The organism is Rhodococcus sp. NCIMB 12038, from assembly GCF_002165735.1.
In the GTDB taxonomy this organism is placed as follows: domain Bacteria; phylum Actinomycetota; class Actinomycetes; order Mycobacteriales; family Mycobacteriaceae; genus Rhodococcus_F.
On the sequence record NZ_NHML01000007.1, the window covers coordinates 163997 to 180818 of the forward strand.

The 16822-nt window shown below is 68.0% G+C and carries 16 protein-coding genes; 6 read left to right on the top strand and 10 right to left on the bottom strand.

From position 1 onward, the window contains the following. Window positions 1-127: 127 nt before the first annotated feature. From CA951_RS12650 to glyA, 7 genes are all read right to left on the bottom strand, one after another. Window positions 128-787, bottom strand: coding sequence for an aminotransferase class IV (locus CA951_RS12650; RefSeq protein WP_087557171.1), 660 nt, complete (start codon window positions 785-787; stop codon window positions 128-130). Next, a complete protein-coding gene (folP, locus tag CA951_RS12655) occupies window positions 784-1692 on the bottom strand; it encodes a dihydropteroate synthase (RefSeq protein ID WP_087557172.1) in 909 nt (302 codons plus the stop codon). The genes CA951_RS12650 and folP overlap by 4 nt, the downstream gene beginning before the upstream one ends. 72 nt (window positions 1693-1764) lie before the next feature. Further along, window positions 1765-2358, bottom strand: a complete 594-nt coding sequence (locus tag CA951_RS12660) for a sarcosine oxidase subunit gamma (protein WP_087557173.1) — start codon at window positions 2356-2358, stop codon at window positions 1765-1767. Continuing rightward, window positions 2351-5206, bottom strand: a complete 2856-nt coding sequence (locus CA951_RS12665; protein WP_087557174.1) for a 2Fe-2S iron-sulfur cluster-binding protein — start codon at window positions 5204-5206, stop codon at window positions 2351-2353. The genes CA951_RS12660 and CA951_RS12665 overlap by 8 nt, the downstream gene beginning before the upstream one ends. Beyond that, window positions 5203-5481 carry a sarcosine oxidase subunit delta gene (locus tag CA951_RS12670; protein ID WP_087557175.1) on the bottom strand — a complete coding sequence of 93 codons (279 nt, stop codon included), beginning with the start codon at window positions 5479-5481 and terminating at the stop codon, window positions 5203-5205. The genes CA951_RS12665 and CA951_RS12670 overlap by 4 nt, the downstream gene beginning before the upstream one ends. Before the next feature lie 12 nt (window positions 5482-5493). After that, window positions 5494-6729: a sarcosine oxidase subunit beta family protein gene (locus CA951_RS12675; protein ID WP_087557176.1), complete on the bottom strand. Its 1236-nt coding sequence runs from the start codon at window positions 6727-6729 to the stop codon at window positions 5494-5496. Beyond that, the gene (gene glyA, locus CA951_RS12680) at window positions 6729-8054 is read right to left on the bottom strand and encodes a serine hydroxymethyltransferase (RefSeq protein ID WP_087557177.1); all 1326 of its coding nucleotides are present in this window, start codon (window positions 8052-8054) and stop codon (window positions 6729-6731) included. The genes CA951_RS12675 and glyA overlap by 1 nt, the downstream gene beginning before the upstream one ends. A gap of 113 nt (window positions 8055-8167) precedes the next feature. Between glyA and CA951_RS12685 the strand changes: the two genes are divergently transcribed. Further along, entirely contained in the window at window positions 8168-8839 is a 672-nt protein-coding gene (locus tag CA951_RS12685) for a GntR family transcriptional regulator (RefSeq protein ID WP_087557178.1), read from the top strand. 46 nt (window positions 8840-8885) lie between these two features. Here CA951_RS12685 and CA951_RS12690 read toward each other — a convergent pair whose 3' ends face one another. The 3 genes from CA951_RS12690 to CA951_RS12700 form a co-directional block, all read right to left on the bottom strand. Next, the gene (locus tag CA951_RS12690) at window positions 8886-10058 is read right to left on the bottom strand and encodes an IS30 family transposase (RefSeq protein ID WP_087557179.1); all 1173 of its coding nucleotides are present in this window, start codon (window positions 10056-10058) and stop codon (window positions 8886-8888) included. Window positions 10059-10141: 83 nt separating this feature from the next. Then, window positions 10142-11443, bottom strand: coding sequence for a class I SAM-dependent methyltransferase (locus CA951_RS12695; protein ID WP_087557180.1), 1302 nt, complete (start codon window positions 11441-11443; stop codon window positions 10142-10144). Then, the gene (locus tag CA951_RS12700; RefSeq protein ID WP_087557181.1) at window positions 11440-12891 is read right to left on the bottom strand and encodes an FAD-binding oxidoreductase; all 1452 of its coding nucleotides are present in this window, start codon (window positions 12889-12891) and stop codon (window positions 11440-11442) included. Before CA951_RS12700 ends, CA951_RS12695 begins: the two co-directional genes overlap by 4 nt. A 248-nt stretch (window positions 12892-13139) precedes the next feature. Here CA951_RS12700 and CA951_RS12705 point away from each other — a divergent pair, with 248 nt between their 5' ends. The 5 genes from CA951_RS12705 (at window position 13140) to CA951_RS12725 (ending at window position 16762) form a co-directional block, all read left to right on the top strand. Further along, the gene (locus CA951_RS12705) at window positions 13140-13574 is read left to right on the top strand and encodes an SRPBCC family protein (RefSeq protein ID WP_087557182.1); all 435 of its coding nucleotides are present in this window, start codon (window positions 13140-13142) and stop codon (window positions 13572-13574) included. Between the two features lie 141 nt (window positions 13575-13715). Beyond that, window positions 13716-14033, top strand: coding sequence for a YbaB/EbfC family nucleoid-associated protein (locus tag CA951_RS12710; RefSeq protein WP_218028832.1), 318 nt, complete (start codon window positions 13716-13718; stop codon window positions 14031-14033). A gap of 9 nt (window positions 14034-14042) precedes the next feature. Continuing rightward, window positions 14043-14651 (top strand): recombination mediator RecR, encoded by a 609-nt coding sequence (gene recR / locus CA951_RS12715; protein ID WP_005248644.1) that lies wholly within the window; start codon window positions 14043-14045, stop codon window positions 14649-14651. Continuing rightward, window positions 14648-15220 carry a TetR/AcrR family transcriptional regulator gene (locus CA951_RS12720; protein WP_087557183.1) on the top strand — a complete coding sequence of 191 codons (573 nt, stop codon included), beginning with the start codon at window positions 14648-14650 and terminating at the stop codon, window positions 15218-15220. The genes recR and CA951_RS12720 overlap by 4 nt, the downstream gene beginning before the upstream one ends. 84 nt (window positions 15221-15304) lie before the next feature. Further along, window positions 15305-16762, top strand: a complete 1458-nt coding sequence (locus CA951_RS12725; protein ID WP_087557184.1) for an MFS transporter — start codon at window positions 15305-15307, stop codon at window positions 16760-16762. The last annotated feature ends 60 nt before the right edge of the window (window positions 16763-16822 follow it).

Genomic DNA, 16822 nt, shown 5'->3' on the forward strand with positions numbered 1-16822 from the left:
TGGGGTCGCGGAAGTCTCGCTGGTGATCAAACAGGTCGGGTATTGATATATCAGTATTAGTGATAACGGTAGGTCAGGTGGCGAGGTGGGTCAAGAGGTGATCCGGAGAACGTTCGGAACGGAGCGGTTACGGCCGGAGGGTCGCGGGCAGTACGCCCTTGAGCGAACTCGTCACGGCCAGTGCCTCGGCGGCCAGGAGGTCGCTCGGCGTGAGAATCCGCTCGCGCATCAACCCGCGGTCGAGCTGCCACGACCGCTCGACACCCGGCAGGCATCCCGACGACAACGGCGGCGTCCACCAGACGCCGTCGATCCGGGCGGCGAGGTTCGCGATCGTGGTCTCGGTGACGTGTCCGAGTTCGTTGACCAGCACGACGTCGTCGGCATCGGGATTGCGGTGACGCCTGCGGTCGTACCGCTCGCGCAGCGTCGTCTTGTGCCCGAGGAGGATGTCGAGGGAATCGACGGGCTCGTCGTCCAGGACGAGCGATACGCAGGCAGGCGCGACCGGAGGAGCGAAGACGTCGACGTCCACCCCGCCGTCGCGGTGCAGTCGCACCCGGACCCGGGCCGCTCCGGCGCACGGCAGCTGTTGCGCGAGGTGGCGCCGAACCTCTCGTTCCTCGAACTCGTACCCGAGGACCGCCGCCGAGTGTGCCAGACGCGACAGGTGACGATCGAGATGCCGCAAGCCCGTGCGGGGATCGTGATACATGGTCTCCATCAACTGAACCTCAGCTGAGTCGAGCGTCGCGAGCCCCACTGCGGCGGACATGGAAGCGTTCACAGGGCGGAGTCTCGATTCGGCACGTGACTGGAGGTGGCGGGACCACGATATACGAGCGCACGGTATACCGATACCGCGTCGACGGTGGCGGCGACGTCGTGGACGCGGAGGACGGCGGCGCCGTTCTGGGCGGCGATCAGGGCTGCGGCGACGGATGCGGCTTGCCGGTGGTCGACATCGCGGCCGGTGATGGCTCCGAGCATGCCCTTCCTCGACAGGCCCGCCATGACCGGAACGCCGATCTCGGTGATCTGCCGGAGTTCGGACAGCAGCCGGAGGTTGTGTGCCAGGGTCTTGCCGAATCCGAAGCCCGGATCGAGCAGGATGTGCTCGGCCGGGATGCCGGCGGCGTGGCAAGCGTCGATCCGGGTGAGGAGGAACCGGCGGACCTCGTGCACGACGTCCCGATATCGCGGTGAGACCTGCATCGTCGCCGGATCCCCGAGCATGTGCATCAGGCAGACCGGGACTTGCAGGTCGGCGGCGGCCTGCAGCGCGCCGGGCAGCCGCAGGGCACGAACGTCGTTGATCATCGACGCGCCGGCGGCGACCGCCTCGCGCATCACCTCGGGGCGTGAGGTGTCGACCGAGATCGGGACCGACGTGTGGCGCGCGAGCGCCTCGACCACGGGAACCACCCGGTCGATCTCGTCGGATACCGACGGTGGTGTCGATCCGGGCCGGGTCGACTCCCCTCCGACGTCGAGGAGATCGGCGCTCTCGGCGACGAGCGACAACCCGTGATCGACCGCCCGTGCGGGATCGCGGTAGCGGCCGCCGTCCGAGAACGAATCCGGGGTCACGTTGACGATTCCGCAGACCAGGGGAATGTCGCGGGCGAGCGCGCCGAGCAGTCGTTCGGCGCCGGCCGTCGGGGGCGCGTGCAGAATCGAACGTGGGGGCATGGTGCGAACCTCCTTGCAGGGATCGGCCCGGGGGGCGCCGTCATGTCGCCCCCCGGGCCGAGAACTGTCGCGTTACACGGGACCGACGCCGAATTCCTCGCCGGCATCGATCAGCCACGCCGCGAGGTACCGGGCGAACGAGGCCCGTACCAGGATGCGGTAGTCGGTGCCGCTGTCGTCGAGTGCGATCAGCACGACACCGGCGAGGCCGAGCATGGTCTGCACGGCCGATCCCGGACGGAACACGGTGGGGTGCAGGTCGATCGAGCAGCCCTTGGCCAGGATGTCGCGGGCGTGTGCCCCCGTGAGCCGGATCGTCGTGCGCTGCCCGGAGACGTCGATCGCCGCGCCGCCGTGCGGGGTCACCGCGGTCCGCAGCGTTCCCTCGAGTTCCTCGGGGGACTGGGATCGCGTGGTGATCAGCCATTCCTCCGGGCCGAGCCAGACCGCGGTGACCGCGCCGCTGTCCACCCGGGTCGACGGTGTCGTGGGCAGGTCGATACCGAGCGCGGTGCCCGCCGCCGCCCCACCGGGGCCGCTCGGGTCCACCCACAGGTCGACCATCGAGACGAACGGCTCCTCGGTGATGCGCACCGACTCGGGGAGCGCCGAGAACTTCTGGTCCCAGCCGTGCAGGGGGCTGAGCGGGACGAGGGTGTCAGCCATCGCGACGTGCTCCTTCGGGATCGACGAGAACGGAACCGGTGACCTCCACGGCCACCAGGCGGCCGTCCACCGGGACGTGCAGGGTGTCACCGACTCGGGCTCGGCCGCCCTTGACGAGGGCGAGACCGAACGGGCGGCCGAGTTCGGCGCTGAGGTAGCTGGAGGTGACGTGCCCGAGCATCGGGACCGGCGCGGTTGGCAGGTTCCCGTCCAGTACCTCCTCGATGATCTGCGCGCCCTCGGGCAGCACGGTCTGCTTGTCGAGGGGCAGCAGTCCGACGAACTGCTTGCGCAGCGGGTTCTGGTTCTCCTCCCGGCTGAAGGAGCGCTTGCCGACGAAGTCGACCTTCTTCTTCGACACTGCCCAGCTCATTCCGAGGTCCTGCGGGGTGACGGTGCCGTCGGTGTCCTGCCCGATGATCGGGTATCCCTTTTCGGCGCGCAGGACGTGCATGGTCTCGGTGCCGTACGGGGTGATGTCGAACTTCTCGCCGGCGGCGATCAGGCGCGCCCAGACCGCGGGGGCGTGCCAGCCGTTGACGTTGACCTCGTAGGCGAGTTCGCCGGAGAAGCTGACCCGGGCCACCCGCACGTGCAGGTCGCCCAGGGCCGTGTCCCGCCAGGCCATGAACGGGAACGCGTCGTTGGTGACGTCGAGGTCGGGGAAGACCTCACCGATCACGTCACGCGATTTCGGTCCGACGACGGGGAACGTCGCCCACTGCTCGGTGACGGAGGTCAGCCGCACCTGCAGGTGGGGCCATTCGGTCTGGAGCCATTCCTCCATCCAGTCGAGGATCTTCGCGGCGCCGCCGGTGGTGGTGAACACCTGGTACCGGTCGTCGGCCAGGCGCATCACGGTGCCGTCGTCGATGACCATGCCGTCGACGCCGCACATGACGCCGTAGCGGACCATGCCGACCTTCAGGGTGCTCATCATGTTCGTGTAGAGCATGTCGAGCAGCACCCCGGCGTCGGGTCCCTGAACGTCGATCTTGCCGAGGGTCGAGCCGTCGAGGATGCCGATGCTGCGGCGCACGGCGGCGCATTCGCGCAGCACCGCCGCGTCCATGTCCTCCCCGGGCAGCGGGTAGTAGCGGGGACGCTTCCACTGGCCGACGTCCTCGAACACCGCGCCGCGGCCGACGTGCCAGTCGTGCAGAGCCGTCACCCGCTCGGGGTCGAACAGGGCGCCGCGACTGCGGCCGGCGAGGGCGGCGAACGCGACCGGGGTGTACGGCGGCCGGAACGTGGTGGTGCCCAGCGTCTCGATCGGGCGGCCGAGGAGTTCGGCGGTGATGCCGGAGGAGATCACACCCGACGTCTTGCCCTGGTCGTGCGCGGTGCCGATGGTCGTGTAGCGCTTGATGTGCTCCATCGACGTCATCCCGGCGCCGACCGCGCGGGCGAGGTCGGCGACCGTCGCGTCGCGCTGGACGTCGACGAACTGGGTGTCCTGCCCCGCTACATCGGCCACCCGCCACAGCACCAGGGGCTTCGTCGTCTCGGGTGCGACGGACGGTGCGGTATCCGCAGCGGGGGGGTCGAAGCCCAACGCGCCCACAATATCCCGGCCCGCGCGCTCGCCGTCGTGCAGACACCCGCCGAGGTCGAAGATGCCGTTGGCGGAGCCGGCGACGGTAACGCCGTCGAGGTCCTCGCCGGGCACGAACGCACCCAGATTCTCGTCGTACTTCAGTTTGCCGCGGGCCTGGCTGAACAGGTGCACGGCCGGGTTCCAGCCGCCGCTGACGAGCAATGCGTCGCACGCGAGTGGGATTGCGGTGCCGGTGTCGTCGCCGCGGGAGGTGACGAGGGCGTGGCTGACCCGGCCGTTGCCACGGGTGCCGCATACGACGGACCCGGTGCGGACGGGGATTCCGCGCGCCTCGCATTCGGCCAGCAGGCCGGCGGGGGCGGTGTCGCGGGCCTCGACGATCGCGTTGATGCGGACACCGGCGTCGTGCAGGTCGATCGCCGCCTCGTACGCACTGTCGTTGGTGGTGAACACGACGGCCTGCTCGCCGACCTTGACGCCGTAGCGGTGCAGGAAGGTGCGGGCGCCGTGCGCGAGCATGATGCCGGGGCGGTCGTTGTCGGTGAAGACGACGGGACGCTCGTGCGCTCCGGCGGCGACGAGGATGTGCCGGGCGCGGATCCGCCAGACACGTTGGCGGCTCAGAGCGGCCGGGGCCTCGACACCGAGATGATCGGTACGACGCTCCAGGGCGAGGACGAAGCCGTCGTCGTAGTTGCCGAACGCGGTGGTGCGCTGCAGGTGCAGCACGTCCGGGTAGGTCGCCAGTTCGGCGACCGCGGCCGCGACCCAGTCGAGAGCGGGAGCGCCGTCGATCCGATCCGTGCTGCCGAGCAGGTCGCCGCCGGCTTCGCACTGCTCGTCGACGAGAACGACCCGCGCACCGGCCCGGGCCGCGGTGAGCGCGGCGGCGAGACCGGCCGGGCCGGCGCCGGCGACCAGGAGGTCGGTGTGGACGTGCTTGGCGTCGTACTTCGCCGAATCGGCGATGGTCGCGAGACGTCCCTGACCGGGGATGCCGCGGGCGACGAGGCCCTCGAACAACTCGATGGTGGTGGCGAGCAGCATCGGCTCGGGGAACGGCTCCTCGATCTGCACGAGGCCGCCGGTGTCCTCGGCCCAGGCGGCGGTGATACCGCGGGGCCTGCCGAGCTTGATGCTGGTGGTGACCTGGTGGACGCCGTTCGCGAGCAGGGCCGAGCCGAGCGTGTCACCGGGGTGACCGGTCAGTTCCCGGCCGTCGAACGTGAAGGTGTAGGAGGTGTCGCGGTCGAGGCGACCGCCCTGGCGGGTGCGGAAGGGTGCGTTCACGATATCGTCGGCTTCTGCTCGTCCAAGCGGTAGACGCTGTGGAATCGGTAGGTGGCGGTGTCTCGTACGGCGTTGAACCAGCGCCGGCAGCCGGCGCTGTGGTTCCACCGTTCCGCGAAAAGGCCTTTCGGGTTCGCGCGGAAGAACACGAAGTGCGCCCATTGCTCGTCGGTCAGCGACTGCGGGTCTTCCGGGTACACGACGTGGGCTTCGCCGCCGTAGTGGAACTCGGTTTCCTCCCGGGACCCGCACCACGGGCATTCGATGAGTTGCATTGTGGCTCCTGGTTAGTGGGCGACGGCAGCAGCGCCGTGCTCGTCGACGAGGGCGCCGGTGACGAACCGGTCGAGGCTGAACGGCGCGATGAACTCGTGCGGTTCGTCGTTCGCGATGGTGTCCGCCAGACACCAGCCCAACCCTGGGGTGGCCTTGAATCCGCCGGTGCCCCAACCGCAGTTGAGATACACGTTGTCGTAGGGGGTGCGGCCGACGATGGGGGAGGCGTCGGGGCAGGTGTCGACGATGCCGCCCCAGGTGCGCAGCAGGTGCGCCCGGGCGAACACGGGGAACAGTTCCACGGCGGCCGCCATCTGGCGTTCGATGATGTGGAACGCCCCGCGCTGGCCGTAGCCGTTGTAGGAGTCGACACCGGCGCCCATCACCAGTTCGCCCTTGTGCGCCTGGGAGACGTACACGTGGATGGCGTTGGACATCACGATCGTCGGGTGCACGGGTTCGAGCAGTTCGGAGACCAGGGCCTGCAGCGGGTGGGACTGCACGGGGGTACGGATGCCGAGCATGTCGGTGAGGGTGGAGGTGTGCCCGGCCGCGCAGAGTGCGACCTGCCCGGCGGCGATGTCGCCGCGGGTGGTGCGGACCCCGGTGACCTTGTTGCCGTCGGTGACGAAGCCGGTGACTTCACAGTTCTGGATGATGTCGATGCCGGCCTCGTCGGCGCGCCGGGCGAATCCCCACGCCACGTAGTCGTGCTTCGCGATGCCGGCCCGCGGCTGATACGTGGCGCCGAGCACCGGGTAGCGGATGTCGTTCGAGATGTTCACCAGCGGACACAGCTTCTTGACCTCGTCGGGTCCGACCCATTCGGCGTCGATGCCGTTGAGTTTGTTGGCCTCGACCCGGCGGACACTGTCGCGGACGTCCTGGAGGCTGTGCGCGAGGTTGAGGACGCCGCGCTGGCTGAACAGGATCGGGTAGTCGAGGTCGTCCTCGAGGCCCTCCCACAGCTTCAGCGCGTGCTCGTAGATCTTCGCGCTCTCGTCCCACAGGTAGTTCGAGCGGATCAGCGTGGTGTTGCGGGCCATGTTCCCGCCCGCGAGCCAGCCCTTCTCCAGGACGGCGACGTTGGTGATGCCGTGGTTCTTGGCGAGGTAGTGCGCGGTCGCGAGACCGTGCCCGCCGCCGCCGACGATCACGACGTCGTAGGACTTCTTCGGTTCCGGGTTGCGCCACAGGAAGTCCGGGTGGTCGGGCAGGTGCGCGCCGGGCGGCTGGGTGGCACTCATCAGTTCGCCTCCGTGAGGGTGGGGTAGAGCGGGAACGCGGCGGCGAGGGAGTCGACCCGGGCGCGCAGGCCGTCGAGTCCGGCCTCGTCGGTGGCGGGGCGCAGCGCGTGGCTGATGATGTCGGCGACCTCGGTGAACGCGGCCTCGTCGAAACCGCGGGTGGCGAGAGCGGGGGTGCCGATCCGCACGCCGGAGCTGACCATCGGCGGGCGGGGGTCGAACGGGACGGCGTTGCGGTTCACCGTGATTCCCACGCGGTGCAGCCGGTCCTCGGCCTGCTTGCCGTCGAGTTCGGACTCGCGCAGGTCCACCAGGACGAGGTGGACGTCGGTGCCGCCGGAGACGACGTTGATGCCTGCGGCCCGCGAATCTGCTTGCAGGAGGCGGTCGGCGAGGATCTTCGCACCGGCGAGGGTGCGCTCCTGGCGTTCGCGGAACTCGGGTTCGGCGGCGAGCTTGAACGAGACGGCCTTGCCTGCGATCACGTGCTCGAGCGGGCCACCCTGCTGTCCGGGGAACACCGAGGAGTTGAACTTCTTCGCCAGCGCCGCGTCGTTGGTGAGAATGACGCCGCCGCGGGGACCGCCCAACGTCTTGTGCGTCGTCGACGTCACCACGTGCGCGTGCGGGACGGGGGAGGGGTGCAGTCCGGCGGCGACCAGTCCGGCGAAGTGCGCCATGTCGACCATCAGGTAGGCGCCGACTTCGTCGGCGATCGCGCGGAACCGGGCGAAGTCGAGTTGGCGGGGGTACGCGGACCAGCCGGCCATGATCAGCTTGGGGCGGTGCTCGCGGGTGAGGCGCTCGACCTCGTCCATGTCGACGAGGTGGTCGTCCTCGCGGACGTGGTAGGCGGCGACGTCGTAGAGCTTGCCGGAGAAGTTCAGCTTCATCCCGTGGGTGAGGTGACCGCCGTGCGCGAGGTCGAGTCCGAGGATGCCGTCGCCGGGCTGCAGCAGTGCCGCCATCGCCGCGGCGTTGGCCTGCGCCCCGGAATGCGGCTGCACGTTCGCGAACTCCGCGCCGAACAGCGTCTTCAGGCGGTCGATGGCGAGCTGCTCGATGACGTCGACGTGCTCGCAACCACCGTAGTAGCGGCGGCCGGGGTAGCCCTCGGCGTACTTGTTGGTCAGCACCGACCCCTGCGCCTGCATCACCGCGAGCGGGGCGAAGTTCTCACTGGCGATCATCTCCAGGGTGCCCTGCTGGCGCTCCAGCTCGGCCGCGATCGCCTGGTGCACGGCGGGATCGAGGTCGGCGAGCGAATGAGTCAGCGTCGGGTTCGCTGCTGCCACCTCGGTGAGGTTTGCGGTGTCCACGGTCATGGTTCGCCTTTCTGGAAGGTCAGTTGAACTGGAACTGATATATCAACTGGAAAGTAGCGTAAGGTCAGTACCGGACAAAGGTCAATAGCTCCGGAGAATCAGGGAGACGGAACATGAGCCTGGCGCATTCATCGGTCGCGGACACGGCATCGAACGGCGGCACCAACGCCGACCGCGCGTACGAGATCGTGCGCGAACGCCTGGTCATGCTCGACATCCGGCCGGGCGAGCCGATCAACGACGACCGCCTCGCCGAGGAACTCGGTTTCGGCCGGACGCCCGTGCGGGAAGCGCTCAAGCGCCTCGAACGGGAGCGTCTCGTCATTGCCTACCCCCGTCGCGGCACGTTCGCCACCGCCGTCGACATGACCGACCTCGCCGACATCTCCGAGATCCGCAAGCAACTCGAACCCACGGCCGCCGCCCGGGCCGCCCGCACGGCGTCGCAGGACGCCCGGGCCCGGCTGTCCGCCCTCGCCGACGAGATCGCGGAGATCGACGACAGCGAAGACCCGCGCGACGTCCTGCGCAAGGACGTGCGGGTGCACCGCGAGATCTACCGGGCGTCCGGCAATCCGCACCTCGAAGACATCCTCGTCAGCCTCGACGCCCACGCCACCCGCATCTGGTGCCTCTTCCTCGACCGGCTGCCGGACGTCGCCGCCCACGTCCGCGAGCACGTCGCCCTGCTGCGGGCCATCGTCGACGGCGACGGGGACACCGCGTCCGCGCTCACCCTCGAGCATGTCGCCGGTTTCGAGCGGGCCATCCGCGACCTGCTGTAGGCGCTTCGCGCCCGTGCGCCTTTCTGGTTGTTCCCGCTAGGCGAATTCATGCGGTCGTTGCACCATCGAATAATTCGTTGAGCTTCTCGGCTGGAGTATGCCAGTCGTGGGTTTTGCGGGGACGGTCGTTGAGTTCGTCGGCGACGAACCGTAGGTGCTCGGCGGAATGCACGGACAGGTCGGTGCCCTTGGGGAAGTACTGGCGCAGCAGCCCGTTGGTGTTCTCGTTCGTGCCCCGTTGCCACGGGGAGTGCGGATCGCAGAAGTAGATCTGCACCCCCGTGTCGACGGTGAACTGGGCGTGTTGGGTCATCTCGGTGCCCTGATCCCAGGTGANCGACCGCGCCAACGCCTCCGGCAGCTCCCCGATCTGCGCGGCCATCGCCTCCCGCACGTTCTGGGCGGAATGCCCGCCGGGCAGATGCAGCAGCATCACGAACCGGGAGCTGCGCTCGACCAGGGTGCCGATCGCCGACCGGTTGCCCTCGCCCATGATCAGATCGCCCTCCCAGTGCCCGGGGACCTTCCGGTCCTCGGCCTCGGANGGGCGCTCGGACACATTGACCATGTTCGGGATCCGGCCGCGCCGCTCGCCGGGTTTGCGGTGGCCCTTACGCAACGCCCGCCCGGTCCGGAGTGCGCTGGTCAGCTCACGTTTGAGGCCGCCGCGGGCCTGAATGTAGAGCGAGAGGTAGATCGTCTCGTGGGACACACGCATCTCCGGGTCGTTCGGGAACCTGCGCACCAGGGTCCGGGAGATCTGCTCGGGTGAGAACTTCTTCGTCAGCTGTTTCTCCACGAACGCCCGCAGCCGGTCGTGGACGGCGAGCTTCGCCGGTTTCGGGCGCCGGGACCTCGCCTGCGCGGCCCGGTGTGCGGTGGAGGCGACGTAGTAGCCGCGCCGGTTGGTGCCCCGCTCGATCTCCCGGCTGATCGTGGTGCGATGCCGCCCCAACGCCGCCGCGATCGCGGTGATGCTGCACCGGTCGCGGACCATCACGTCGATCTGTTCGCGATCCTCGAGGGACAGGAACCGGGCGGATCGGGGTGGACTCCGGCGGGGACGAACCCCACCGGAGTCGATGATCCACCGGCGCGCGGTGGACGCGGTCACCTCCGCGGCGCACGCCGCTTCCACGACCGTGGCACCCTGCGTACGACACTGCCAGAACATCAACCGCGNCNGCTCCGACGCCGGCGGACGACCGATCATCACCATCTGCAACACCCTCCATCATCAGGGATGTTGCAACGACCGGTTGAACCCGCCCTACCAAAAAGGCGCACGAGCGGCGGAGCCGCCTACTTCCACCACGGCCGGAGCGGGACGTGCGCCTCGCCCTTCGGCCCGAGCTTGACGGCGAGGACCTGGTGCAGCTGAACGACGTTGCGTTCGAAGCCGAGTCGCGACCCGGCCATGTAGAGGCCCCACACGCGGGCGGTGCCTTCCCCGACCTCTGCGACGCAGGCATCCCAGTTGTCGACCAGGTTCTGGCACCATCCGGCGAGGGTGAGTGCGTAGTGTTCGCGCAGGTTCTCCTCGTGCCGCACCTCGAGTCCGACGTTCTGGATCTCGGAGATGATGCGTCCGGAGCCGGTGAGTTCGCCGTCGGGGAACACGTACCGGTCGATGAACCCGCCTGCGCGGGCCTGACTCTGGTTGTCGGGCCGGGTGATGCAGTGGTTCAGCAGCCGGCCGCCTTCGCGGAGTTTGCTCTGCAGCAGTCCGAAGTAGGCGGGGTAGTTGCCGACGCCGATGTGCTCGGTCAGGCCGATGGAGGAGATGGCGTCGAAGCCGGTCTCGGGGACATCGCGGTAGTCGGAGAACCGGACCTCGGCGAGGTCGGACAACCCCTCTTCGGCGATGGCCTTCTGCGCCCATTCGGCTTGTTCGCGGGACAGGGTGACGCCGATGACCTTGACGCCGCGGCGTGCGGCGAACCGGACCATCGATCCCCAGCCGCAACCGATGTCGAGCAGGCGGTCGCCGGGTTGGAGGCCGAGCTTCTCGAAGACGAGGCGGTATTTGTTTTCCTGCGCCTCTTCGAGGGTCTGCTCGGCGTTCTCGTAACACGCGCACGTGTACGTCATGGACGGGCCGAGGACGTACTCGTAGAACGTGTTCGAGACGTCGTAGTGGTGGTGGATGACCTCGGCGTCACGGGACTTGGAGTGCCGCAAACCTTCCGCGACCCGGCGCCACCGCGGGAGGTGCTCCTGCGGGGGAGGGGCGATGGGGCGCAGCAGATCCCAGCCGAGCGACCGGGTGATGGCGGCGAGTGTGAGCGCGGACGGGCGACGGAAGTGCAGTTCGTCGCCCATGACGCGGAGGATCTCGTACGGGTCGCCGGGGTGGACGCCGCGGGCCTCGAGGTCGCCGGACACGTAGGCCCGGGCCATGCCGAGGTCGCCGGGTGCGGTCGCCAGGTACGTGGTGCCCCGCGTCGTCTTGAGGTGGAGCCCGTAGGGGGCGTCCTCCGGGCCTGCGGCGCTGCCGTCGTAGGCGGAGAACCGCAGGGGGAGCATGCCGTCGGACAGAGTTTCGAGAATCTCTGCGATGGTCAGCTTGTGGTCTTGCGAGCGTGAAGCTTTCAGGGTTGTCATCGACGTTGCACCGCCTTGGAGAAAAGGTCCAGTAATCGTGTTTTGGGGTCGTAGCGTTTTTTCAGTTCCGTGTATCGATCGCCGCCGTAGTAGAGGCGTTCGAAGTCTTCGCGTGAATAGTACGAATCGGAGTAGAGGGACTTGTGTCCGTCGAAGTCGCTGACCTTGTCTTCGATCAGTCGATTCGCCGCCCCCTCGGGCCGGCCCGGGACGATGGGGACCGAGGACCAGAAGCCGATGTTCACGTACGTGCGTTTCGGTTCGAGGGGGTACAGGGGCCACGGGCGTTGCGAGGACGCGCCTGCGGGGGCGGGTTCCCGCAACCGCAACGGGCACAGCCACAGCGGCTCGATGGGGATCTCGTCGAGGAACCAGCGGACGAAATCCGCGGTGCGGTCGATGGGGACTTCGACGTCCTGCACGACGCGTTCCCGCGGCGGGTTGCCCTTGCGCTTCTCGATCCGGTCGCCGATGTCGTACTTGTGGTCGAGGGCGATGAGCTTCCAGTAGAAGCTGCTGCGGAGGAGTCGCTTCGGCCACAGCCTGCGGACGGTGGGGTTCTGGGCGCCGAAGGCGCGTGAGCACCAGAACCAGTCGGTGTCCCAGCGCCACAGATAGTCTCGGATGGTGAGTTTGTCCGTTTTGGGGTGGTTCACCGAACTGTGCTGGATGGATCGGTAGAAGATGTTCTGGCCGGTGTAGTCGCTGACGGGGCCGCCCTCGTCGGTCTGATGGCCCAGCGTCAGGTAACTCTCGGACTCGGTGAAGACGACGCCGTCCAGGTAGTCGACGGGGATGCCGTCGTGGACGCGGTCGGTGACGATGCGATCCATCGCCGACTGCAGCTCGTCCAGCGAGTCGAAACGCAGATGCCGCAGTGCCACATACCGTTTGACGGGCTCGAGCTGGATGCGCAGACGCGTCGAGTAGCCGAGCGTTCCGTACGAGTTGGGGAACCCCCAGAACAGGTCGGAATTCTCGCCTTCCGGTGTCGCGGTGACGATGTCGCCGCTGCCGGTGAGGACGTCGATCTCGAGGACCGATTCGTGGGGGAGCCCGCTGCGGAACGACGTCGACTCGATGCCGAGGCCGGTGACCGCGCCACCGAGCGTGATGGTCTTGAGCTGCGGAACCACCAGCGGCGCCAGCCCATACGGCAGGGTGGCGTCCACCAGGTCCTCGTAGGTGCACATTCCGGCGACGTCCGCGGTCCGGGCCTGCGGGTCGACGGAGATGACTCCGCCGAGGCCGGAGACGTCGAGGCCGGGTGCGCTGGTCTGCGCCCGGGCCCGGAACAGGTTGGACGTCTTCTTCGCGAGCCGCACCGTGGCGTCCGTGGGGATCGCACGGTAGGACGCGAGGAGTCGTCGGACGCCGGCGCGGTGAGCGTCGATACCCGTGACGGGCAGAGTGCGATGCGCACGGAAGGGGCGTCCACCCTCCCGCATGCTTTTCAGTAGTTCAACCGAAGAGGCAGCCACACCTTGACGCTATCCCTCTCCGAGGGTTCAAGCCACGCATATCGGCGCGCGCGACCCAAGATTCACACAAATGTCTCATCAATGTGCGGGTCGCGACCATGCCGAAGTGAGCTACCTCACAATAGATTGCCACGTCATCGCCCCGACTCGCGGCTGGAAGGCAGGATGGGAGGAGGAAGCAGTTTCGTACAAATCGTACAAGAGGAGTCAGAACAGTGGGCCAGGTCAGCGCGAGCAGTTCGATCACCGTCGCAGCCACACCGGAGAAGGCGCTCGCGGCTTTGACGGACTACGAGACGGTGCGTCCGCGGATCCTCTCGGAGCAGTACCTGGACTACCGCGTCCTCGAGGGCGGGCAGGGCGGCGGCACCGTCGCGCAGTGGACGCTGAAGGCCACCGAGAAGCGGTCCCGCGACATCAAGGCCACGGTCACCGTGGCGGGCAACACGATCACCGAGACGGACGCGAACTCGTCGCTCGTCACCACCTGGGTCGTCGCGCCGAGCGGCAGCGGGTCGACGGTCACCACGACCACCGAGTGGAAGGGCGCGGGCGGCATCGGCGGCTTCTTCGAGAAGACGTTCGCCCCGCTGGGTCTGAAGAAGATCCAGGGGCAGGTGCTGGCGAACCTCGAGCGCGAACTCGGCTGACCCGGGTCCCGTTCGCTCCGGCGCCGTCGACGGGATTCGTACGACGGCATCGGCGGCGGACCGCGCTGACGGTCACGGTCTACGCTGGCAGGGGAAACAGCAGAAAGGACCACGTCAGTGCAACCAGGTGGACAACCCGACATGTCGCAGCTCCTCGCGCAGGCGCAGCAGATGCAGCAGCAGCTGATGGCCGCGCAGCAGGAGATGGCCGAGGCCGAGGTCACCGGGCAGGCCGGTGGCGGACTCGTGACCGCGACGGTCAAGGGAACAGGTGAAGTGGTCGGTCTGAAGATCGATCCGAAGGTCGTCGATCCCGACGACGTGGAGACTCTGCAGGACCTCGTGATCGGTGCGATCGAGGACGCGTCGAGCAAGGCGCAGGAGATCGCGGCGCAGAAGCTCGGTCCGCTCGCGGGTGGATTCGGTGGGGGCGGCCTGCCCGGCCTCCCCGGTTTCTAGAGGCGCGGCGTGTACGAAGGTCCGGTTCAGGATCTGATCGACGAGCTGGGCAAGCTGCCCGGCGTCGGGCCGAAGAGCGCGCAGCGCATCGCGTTCCACCTGCTCAGTGTCGAGCCGCCGGAAATCGACCGGCTCAAGAACGCCCTGCAGCGGGTGCGTGACGGCGTCCAGTTCTGCGTCGTGTGCGGCACGGTGTCCGACAAGGAACACTGCCGCATCTGCGCCGATCCGCGTCGCGACCGCACGGTGATCTGTGTGGTCGAGGAGCCGAAGGACGTCCAGGCCGTGGAGCGCACCCGTGAATTCAAGGGCCGCTATCACGTTCTGGGCGGCGCGCTGGATCCGCTGTCCGGGGTGGGCCCCGACCAACTGCGTATCCGGGAGTTGCTCGCGCGCATCGGTAATCAGGAGGACGGCGTCGACGTCTCCGAGGTGATCATCGCGACCGATCCCAACACCGAGGGGGAGGCCACCGCGACGTATCTGGTGCGGATGCTGCGGGACTTCCCCGGTCTCACGGTCAGCCGGCTCGCGTCGGGTCTGCCGATGGGCGGCGACCTGGAGTTCGCCGACGAGCTCACCCTGGGCCGGGCGTTGTCGGGGAGGCGCACGCTGTGACGTCGGATCCGGGCACGGCGGCGCCGGTGAAGCGGACGGCCGAGCAGACGCGGTCGCTGATCGTCGACGCTGCGGGACGGGCGTTCGCGACGCGTCCGTACCGGGAGATCACGCTCAAGGACATCGCCGAGGACGCGGGGGTCAGCGCACCGCTGATCATCAAGTACTTCGGGTCGAAGGAGCAGTTGTTCGATGCGCTCGTCGACTTCCGATCTGCCGCGGAGGTGCTGTTCAGCGGTCCGCTGGACGGTCTGGGTGAGCGGATGGTGTCGATATTCGCCCGGCCGCTCGAACCGTACAAGCCATTGTCGCTGAACATCCTGTTCATGAGCGGGCCGAGCGAGGAGAGCAGCCGGAAGCTCCGGGCCAACTATTCGACGCAGATGATCGACACGCTGGCCGAACGACTGCCCGGGCCGGGTGGCCGGCTGCGCGCGGAACTGGTGATGTCGATGCTGACGGGGCTTGCTGTCATGCGCCGCAAGATGATGCAGGAGCATGCGACGGGCACGCCGGACGAGGTGGTGGCGCAATACGCCCCGCTGGTGCAGGAGTTGCTCGACGGCTGAGGGGGGATTGTCCGGCTTGCGGGGTAAATGGTTGTTCACCTAATGTGGTGAACAACCATTTACCAGCTGCGCGAGGGGTGAAATTTGACGATCTCGTTGCCGCGCCCGCTCTCGGCGCTCGCGGATCACCCGGGCGCGCAACCAACATCGGCCAACGGATCGCGTTACCTCTTCCCGATTCTCGCGTTCGCGGGTGTGTTCCAGGCCGTCCTGCAGACGGTCATGGTGCCCCTCCTGCCCAGCATGCCGACGTTCACCGGTGCGAGTCAGACGTCGGTGTCCTGGCTGATCACCACCACCCTCCTGGTCGGCGCGGTCGTCACCCCGATCTTCGGCAGGCTCGCCGACATGTTCGGCAAGAAGCGCATGCTCATTGTCGCGTTCGTCTTCATGACGATCGGCGCGTTGATCTGCGCCGTGACGTCCGACATCGCGTTCCTCATCTTCGCGCGGGGGCTGCAGGGGGCGGGCGCTGCCGTCATCCCGGTCGGAATCTCGATCCTCCGCGACGAACTGCCGCGCGAGAAGGTCCACGGCGCCATCGCCATGATGAGTTCGACCCTCGGTATCGGCACCGCGCTCGGACTGCCGTTCGCGGCGTCTGTCGCCGAATACTCCAACTGGCACGTCCTCTTCTGGGTCATCGCCGGCATCGGGCTCGCGGTCACCGTGGCCGCGATGCTGTTCATCCGCGAGTCCGAGGTGCGGTCGGGCGGGCGGTTCGACGGGGTCGGCGCCGTCGGTCTGACCGCCGCACTCGTCTGCCTGCTCGTCCCGATCACCCAGGGCAGCTCGTGGGGCTGGGGAAGTCCTGCGGTGCTCGGCATGTTCGGGTCCGCGGTGTTCCTGTTCGCGCTGTGGGGGTATCAGCAGTTGCGGAACCGGAACCCACTCGTGGATCTGCGGGTGTCGGGGCGACGGTCGGTGCTGCTGCCGCACGTCACGGCGCTGCTCGTCGGTTTCGCGTTCTACGGAAACGCCCTCATCACCACCCAGCTGCTTCAGGCGCCCCGCGGCGACGCCGGCTACGGCCTGACCATCCTCCAGGCCGCGGTGTGCCAGCTCCCGACGAGTCTGTCGATGATCGTCTTCGCGCAGGTCGGCGCCCGGGTGTCCGAGCGCTACGGGTCCAAGGTGACGATCCTGTCGGGCGCGATCTGCCTCGTCCTCGGCTACGCACTGCACACCGTGCCGCACAAGGAGCTGTGGCTGGTGATCGCGGCGCTCGGGGTCGCGGCGATCGGAACGGCACTGGTGTACAGCACGCTGCCGATGCTGATCGTCCGGGCCGTGCCGTCCACGCAGATGGCCGCGGCCAACGGCGTCAACGTGCTGCTGCGGACGATGGGCACGACCATGTGCAGTGCAGTCGTCGCGACCGTCCTGGCCGCGAGCATGGTGGGCGGCGTCGCCTCGGCTGCCGGATTCTCGACCGCCTACGGGGTGTGCGCCGTGCTGGCGGTCCTGGTGTTCGCGGTGTCCCTGACGCTGCCCGGGCACGATCGGGCGAAGAAAAGTCCGGTGGAACCTCTTGTGACGTAGATCACTCGCGTGTATCGTCAGTTGTGCGGATCGAGGAAATGTACCTGTGAGCAGAGAAAA

Bases quoted from the DNA above. Each gene is read 5' to 3' on its own strand.
- folP (WP_087557172.1), bottom strand. From the start codon at position 1,692: ATGCCCCCACGTTCGATTCTGCACGCGCCCCCGACGGCCGGCGCCGAA.
- CA951_RS12695 (WP_087557180.1), bottom strand. From the start codon at position 11,443: ATGACAACCCTGAAAGCTTCACGCTCGCAAGACCACAAGCTGACCATC.
- CA951_RS12710 (WP_218028832.1), top strand. From the start codon at position 13,716: ATGTCGCAGCTCCTCGCGCAGGCGCAGCAGATGCAGCAGCAGCTGATG.
- CA951_RS12700 (WP_087557181.1), bottom strand. From the start codon at position 12,891: ATGCGGGAGGGTGGACGCCCCTTCCGTGCGCATCGCACTCTGCCCGTC.
- CA951_RS12660 (WP_087557173.1), bottom strand. From the start codon at position 2,358: ATGGCTGACACCCTCGTCCCGCTCAGCCCCCTGCACGGCTGGGACCAG.
- CA951_RS12670 (WP_087557175.1), bottom strand. From the start codon at position 5,481: ATGCAACTCATCGAATGCCCGTGGTGCGGGTCCCGGGAGGAAACCGAG.
- CA951_RS12675 (WP_087557176.1), bottom strand. From the start codon at position 6,729: ATGAGTGCCACCCAGCCGCCCGGCGCGCACCTGCCCGACCACCCGGAC.
- CA951_RS12685 (WP_087557178.1), top strand. From the start codon at position 8,168: ATGAGCCTGGCGCATTCATCGGTCGCGGACACGGCATCGAACGGCGGC.
- glyA (WP_087557177.1), bottom strand. From the start codon at position 8,054: ATGACCGTGGACACCGCAAACCTCACCGAGGTGGCAGCAGCGAACCCG.